Annotated in this window: 6 protein-coding genes; 5 read left to right on the top strand and 1 reads right to left on the bottom strand. The window is 73.1% G+C overall.

What is annotated here, in order from left to right:
- The 5 genes from AWZ10_RS17820 to AWZ10_RS17800 form a co-directional block, all read left to right on the top strand.
- The coding region (locus tag AWZ10_RS17820) for a lipid II flippase MurJ (RefSeq protein ID WP_060891555.1) at positions 1–1,597 on the top strand (1,597 nt) is incomplete at its 5' end.
- A complete protein-coding gene (locus AWZ10_RS17815) occupies positions 1,581–2,330 on the top strand; it encodes a polysaccharide deacetylase family protein (RefSeq protein ID WP_244172513.1) in 750 nt (249 codons plus the stop codon). The genes AWZ10_RS17820 and AWZ10_RS17815, both read left to right, overlap by 17 nt.
- A 7-nt stretch (positions 2,331–2,337) precedes the next feature.
- Positions 2,338–3,486, top strand: a complete 1,149-nt coding sequence (locus AWZ10_RS17810) for a glycosyltransferase (RefSeq protein ID WP_046709396.1) — start codon at positions 2,338–2,340, stop codon at positions 3,484–3,486.
- Positions 3,487–3,506: 20 nt separating this feature from the next.
- Entirely contained in the window at positions 3,507–4,151 is a 645-nt protein-coding gene (locus AWZ10_RS17805; RefSeq protein WP_060891556.1) for a YveK family protein, read from the top strand.
- Positions 4,148–5,329, top strand: a complete 1,182-nt coding sequence (locus AWZ10_RS17800; protein ID WP_060891554.1) for a GNAT family N-acetyltransferase — start codon at positions 4,148–4,150, stop codon at positions 5,327–5,329. The genes AWZ10_RS17805 and AWZ10_RS17800 overlap by 4 nt, the downstream gene beginning before the upstream one ends.
- Before the next feature lie 22 nt (positions 5,330–5,351).
- Here the strand turns inward: AWZ10_RS17800 and AWZ10_RS17795 are convergent.
- The coding region (locus AWZ10_RS17795; RefSeq protein ID WP_060891553.1) for a glycoside hydrolase family 26 protein at positions 5,352–6,510 on the bottom strand (1,159 nt) is incomplete at its 5' end.

The following is a 6,510-nucleotide window of genomic DNA, read 5'->3' as shown; positions in this document are numbered from 1 at the left end:
CGCTCGGGCCGCCGATCTCTCCGAGGTCGCGCCGCCCACGGGACGGTTCCTCGCGAAGGCGACGCTCGTCACGGCGGCGCTCACGGCGGCCGCCGCGCTGCTCGGGCTCGGCCGGGACCAGTCGCTGTCGTACCTGTTCGGGGCCGGCCGCGAGACGGACGCCTTCCTGGTGGCCTGGACGGTGCCGGAGTTCGCGGCGACGCTGCTGATCGAGGACGGCATGGCGTTCGTGCTGGTGCCCGCGTTCAGTGTGGCCGTGGCCCGCCGGGCCCGGGGCGGCGCGGGCGACCCCGTCCGTTCCCTGGTCGCCTCGACGCTGCCCCGGCTGACGCTGGCCTTCGCGGCGGCGGCCGTACTCCTCGTCCTCGGCGCGCCCTACCTCGTCGAAACCCTCGCCCCCGGGCTGCCCAACCCCCGGCTGGCCGTCGACTGCACCCGGCTGACCGGCACCTGTGTCCTCACCTTCGGCCTGGCCGGCTACTGCAGCGCTGCCCTGCGCGCCCACCGCCGGTTCGTGGCGCCCGCGGCGATCTACGTGGCGTACAACGTCGGGATCATCACGGCGATGTTCGTGCTCGGCGGGCGCTGGGGGGTGCGGGCGGCGGCCGTGGGCGTGGCGGTGGGCGGCGTGTTGATGATCCTCACCCAGCTTCCGTCCCTGCTACGGCAGTTGCGCAGAAAGGAGAAGGCTCCGCAGGAGCCGGCGGCCCTGGAGGCCGCCGGCAGTGCACGCCCCGTCGAGCTCACCCTCATCACCACCGTCCTGCTCTTCGCGCTCTGCCGCCAGTCCCAGGTCCTCATCGAGCGCTTCCTCGCCTCGACGCTGCCCGCCGGGGCCATCTCGCATCTCAACTACGCGCAGAAGGTGGCCCAGATCCCGATGACGTTCTCGCTGATGCTGTGCACCGTCACCCTCCCGGTGGTGGCGCAGGCGATGGCGGAGGGCGACACCGAGCGGGCCCGCAGCCGGGTGGAGAAGGACCTCGCGCTGGTGTCGTGCATCGTGCTGCTCGGCGCGGCGGCGATCTTCGCGTGCGGACCGCAGATGATCGAGCTGCTCTTCCAGCGCGGCGCGTTCACCGAGCAGGACACCGCCGCCACCGCCGCCGTGATGCGGGTGTACGCCCTCGGGCTGCTCGGCCACGCCCTGGTGAGCGCGCTGGTCCGCTCGTACTTCTCGGCGGGCCGGCCCACCTGGTACCCGCTGGCCGCGATGGCCGCCGGGATCGTCGCGACCTCGTGGATCGGCGCGGCCACCGTCGACTCCTGGGGCGTCCTCGGCATCGCCGCCGCCAACGCCACCGGCATCACCCTCACCGCCCTGCTCCTGCTGTACGGCATGGGTGGCCGGGCGGTGCCGATCCGCATCCGGCAGGTGGTGACCGAGATGAGTCGGCCGGTACGGGCGGCCGTGGCCGCGGGCGCGGTGGGAATGTACTGCGCCGACCGGATCGACTCGCCCGTCCTCGGCCTCGCCGTCGGCGGCGCGGTCGTCGCCTTCGTCTTCGTCCTGCTGGCCTCGGCCATGGGCGCCTCCGGCGTCACCCCCGCTCTCCGTTCCGTCACACGAAGGCTGCCGCATGTCCGTAACCGCTGAACCCAGACCGACGACCACCGCCACCCCCCTCTGGGTGGCCATGTACCACTCGGTGGGCGACTGCTCCGACGACCCGTACCGCATCACCGTCTCGCCCGACCGCCTCGACGCCCAGCTCGGCTGGCTGCGGCGGCGCGGGCTGCGCGGGGTCGGCATGGCCGAGCTGCTCGCCGCCCGCGCCCGGGGCGAGGGCCGGGACCTGGTGGGGCTGACCTTCGACGACGGGTACGTGGACTTCGTCGACACCGCGCTGCCGCTGCTGCGGGCGCACGGCTGCGGGGCCACGCTCTTCGTGCTGCCGGGGCGGCTCGGCGGCGAGAACGCCTGGGACCCGCTGGGCCCGCGCAAGCCGCTCCTCGACAAGCAGGGCATCCGGGTGGCCGCCGGGACGGAGGGCATCGAGATCGGCTCGCACGGGCTGACCCATGTCGACCTCACCCGGGCGGACGACGAGACCCTGCGCGCCGAGACCGCCGACAGCAGGACACTCCTCTCGGAGCTGACCGGCGCTCCCGTCCGGGGCTTCTGCTACCCGTACGGCACGCTCGACCAGCGCGCAGTCGACGCCGTACGGGACGCCGGGTACGCCTACGCCTGCGCCATCGATCCCGGTCCGCTGAACGGCCCGTACGCGCTGCCCCGCGTGCACATCGGCGAGGAGGACACGGCCCTGCGGCTGTTGCTGAAGCGGAAGCTGCACCGGCTGCGCAGGCGTCCCGTCGAGGGGGTCTGAGGCCGACGTGAAGGCGCTGCACATCATCACCGGTCTCGGCGTCGGCGGCGCGGAGCAGCAACTGCGGCTGCTGCTGCGCCACCTGCCGGTCGACTGCGACGTGGTGACACTCACCAACCCGGGCCCGGTCGCCGACGGTCTCACCGCCGACGGGGTCCGCGTCACCCACCTCGCCATGGGCGGCAACCGCGACCTCGCCGCGCTCCCCCGCCTGGTGCGGCTGATCCGCAGGGGCGGCTACGACCTCGTCCACACCCACCTCTACCGGGCCTGCGTCTACGGACGGATCGCCGCCCGGCTGGCGGGGGTCCGGGCGGTCGTCGCCACCGAGCACTCCCTGGGCGACTCGCAGATGGAGGGGCGCCGGCTGTCCGCCGGGGTGCGCGCCCTGTATCTCGCCAGTGAGCGGCTCGGCCGTTCCACGGTCGCCGTCTCGCCGACCGTCGCCGACCGGCTGAAGCGCTGGGGTGTGCCGGCCGCCCGTATCGAGCTCGTCCCCAACGGCATCGACCTCGCCGGTTTCCGCTTCGACCCGGACCTGCGCGAGCTGACCCGACGGCGGCTCGGGCTGCCGGAGGACGCGTACGTCGTCGGCGGCGTCGGACGGCTCGCGGCGAGCAAGCGGTTCGACGTGCTGGTCCGGGCGCTGGGCCAACTTCCGGACGAGTGCTGGCTGTTGATCGTCGGCGGTGGCCCGGAGGAGAGTGTGCTGCGGCGGGCCGCCCAGCGGGCCGGGGTCGCCGACCGGGTGCTCCTCACCGGGGCACGACCGGCCGCGGGCGCCCCCGGCGCCGATCTGCCCTCCCTGATGAACGCCATGGACGTGCTCGCCTCGCCCAGCGCCGAGGAGGCCTTCGGGCTCGCGGTGGTGGAGGCGATGGCGTCCGGGCTGCCCGTGCTCTATGTCTCCTGCCCGGCGATCGAGGACCTGCCGCCGGACGCGAGCGCCGGCGCCCGCCGCGTCCAGGGGGGCGCGGAGTCGTTCGTACGCGCCCTGCTGGACCTCCGCACGCAGGGCCCGCGCTCCCGAGCCGTCCCCGCCGCCGCCCAGCACTACTGCATCACCCGCAGCGCCGCCCAGCTCATGGACGTGTACGCGGCCGCCGTCTCCAGCACGCCCTCGCCAACCCCGTCCCTGGGAGTGAGTTCCGCATGACCGACCGCACGCCTGAACGTATGAACGACAGCTCTCACCGTGGACCGGCCCACGGCGTCCGCACCAGGTCCCTGCCCTCCTGGTCCCTGCTCGCCACCGGTGCGCTGCTCGGCGGGGTGGCCGGGGGCGCGTACGGCGTGGTGAAGCCACCCGTCTACACCGCCACCAGTTATGTCGTCGCCGTGCCCGCCGAGGGGTCGGACACCCAGTCGGCGCTCGGTTTCGCGCAGGCGTACGGGCGGGTGGCGACGCAGGTCGCGGTGCTCGGGGACGCCCAGGTGTGGGCGGGGGTGCCGATCGCGACGCTGAGGAAGAGCGTGCGGACGGCGACCTCGCCGGACGCGCCGATGGTCGCCGTGTCCGCCACCTCCTCACGGCCGGACCTCGCCGCCGACATGGCCAACGCCGTCTCGCGGGCGCTGACCCGGCACGCGAACGACTCCGAGAGGTTGACGCGCGTCGAGCTGCAGCAGTTCGCCCGCGCGACCAGGCCGACCGAGGCGTCCTCGCCGTCGCCGACGGTGACCGGTCTGGTGGGTACCGCGGCCGGCGGGCTCCTCGGCGGGCTGGCCCTGCTGGTCCGGCCCCGGCGCACCCCCCAGGTCCCGCCCGCGGCCTCCGTACCCGGCCCCGCTCTCGCCGCCGACACCCACGGACAGCTGTGACCAGCACACTGCACACAGGGCCGAGGACCACCCTGCGTGCCGAACTCTGCACCGACGAGAGCGAGTTCGCCGAGCTGGCGGGCCCCTGGGACCGCCTGTACCGGCGGTGCGGCGCGGCCACACCGTTCCAGAGCCACGCCTGGCTGCACTCCTGGTGGCTGTCGTACGGCACCCCCGGCAGACTCCGGCTGGTCCTCGTCCGCGACGGTGCCGAGCTGCGCGCGGTCGCTCCGCTGCTGCTCGTACGGAGTCCGGTGCCCGCTCTCGTCCCGCTCGGCTGCCCGATCTCGGACTTCGCGGACGTGATCGTCGACGACGAGTACGCCGATGAGGCGTCGGACGCGCTCACCGAGGGCCTGTCGGCCGCCGCCCGGACCGCGCTGATCGACTTCCGTGAGGTACGGCCGGGGGCCGCCGTCGAACAGATCTACGACCGCTGGCGGGGTCCGCGCCGCAAGGTGGCCGACTCCGTCTGTCTTGAGCTGCCCGCCCAGCCCATGGACGAGCTGCTCAAGCGGCTGCCCAACTCCCGGGCCCAGCGGGTGCGCGCCAAGCTCCGCAAGCTCGGCGACCTCGGCATCGAACCGCGTGCCGTACGCGCCGACGAGGTGGACTCGGCCCTGAGGACCATGCTGGACCTGCACCGCCTCCAGTGGCAGGACCGCAAGGTGACCACCGAGCACATGCGGCCCCGCTTCTCCGAGCATCTGGCCCGTTCGGTCGAGCCGATGGTGCGCTCGGGAGACGCCGTGGTGACCGAGTTCCGGCTGGGCGGCGACGTCCTGGCCGTCGACGTCACCCTGCTGTCGCGCCGGCTGGCGGGCGGATACCTCTACGGCGCCCATCCGCGCCTGCGCGAACGCAAGGCGGACGTCGCCACCATGCTGCTCAACGCCTGCGCCGGGCAGGTCAGCGCAGGCTCCCACCAGGTACTGAGCCTGCTGCGGGGCGCCGAACCGTACAAGCTGCGCTGGCGCCCGGACACCGTTGTCAACCAGCGGCTGCTGCTCGCCCGCCGCCGCACCGCGCCGCTCCTGTCGGCGGTCGCCTACGACGCGGCGGCCCGCCTCCGCGGCAAGGAACTGATCCGCCGGTGGCGGGCGCGGAAGGACCCCGAGCAGAACCGGGATCGAGGGGAACAGCCGGAGCGGAAGGAACCCGGTGGCGGCGGGCGGTGAGCGGCCCGCCGCCGGAGCCGGATCACCGGTAGCGCGCCCACCAGTCCGTGCGGATGCAGAGCTTCCCGCCGATCCAGTACTCCACCCAGTCGCCCAGTTCCAGCGGCGAGCAGTTCGGCGGACGTACGGGCGTGGTGGGAGCCGGCTTGGGAGTCGGCTTCGGGGTCCCGGTCGCGTCGCGGCCGAAGAGCATCGACCGGTACACCTGCGCCGCGTTCGGGTTGCTCGCACACTGCCAGACGCCGTGCGGGCAGTAGTCCGTGAGCGTGTTGTAGAGCGGCTTGTGCTCGTCCATCCAGGCGAGCATGCGCCTCATGTACTCCGGGTTGTCACCGTTGCGGAAGAGTCCCCACTCCGCATATGAGATGGGCTTCTTGTGCGCCTTCGCGAAATCGACGTGTGCCTGCAGGCCGTACGGCTCCTTCACCTGCTCGTCGAAGGTGATTCCGCGCGGCTGGTCGTAAGAGTCCATGCCGATGATGTCGACCGTGTCGTCCCCCGGATAACACTGCGTCCAGGGAACGGCGTCCCGGCCCCTGTTCGGGGTCCAGTCGAACTTGAATTTCTGGCCCGGCACCGCGCGCATCGTGGTGACGATCCTGTTCCAGTACTTCTTCCAGCTCTCCGGGTCGGGTCCGCAGCGATGGGTGTACGTGATGCCGTTCATCTCCCAGCCGAGCACGATCACCGTGTCCGGGATCTTCAACTCGACCAGCCGCTCCGCGAGCCGGCGGTAGTGGTGGTCGAACTGGCCGGCGGCCGCGCGGGCCAGCAGCGCCCGGACCTCCCGGTCGGAGACGCCCTCCTCGTTGCGCTCCATCATGGGCACGTTGAGGACGAACATCCGGTCGTCCTCGTCCAGCCGCCAGTCCGCCCAGGAGTCCAGGAAGCCGGGCAGGCCCTCGATGTTGGACCAGCGGTCGCCCGGCAGGTAGGTGTGCGCCACCCGCAGGTCGGAACCGCCCAGCCAGTCGCTCAGCTCGGCGATCCGGGCGACGCCACGGGGCCCGTAGTGCAGGTAGGCGCCGATGGCCGGCGACTGCTCGGGAGCCTTCGGGGTCTCGGAAGGAGTGGCCGGTACGGGCGAGGTACCCGGCGGCGGGACGGACGCGCTCGGTGCGGCCGGTGCCGTCGGTACGGCGGGGACGGGCGCCTGGGTGACCGGCGCCGGGGTCACGGCG

This window comes from Streptomyces europaeiscabiei (genome assembly GCF_001550375.1).
GTDB classification, from domain to species: Bacteria; Actinomycetota; Actinomycetes; order Streptomycetales; family Streptomycetaceae; genus Streptomyces; species Streptomyces europaeiscabiei.
The sequence above is the reverse complement of the archived record's forward strand: the minus strand, read 5'-3'. Positions and strand labels throughout refer to the sequence as shown.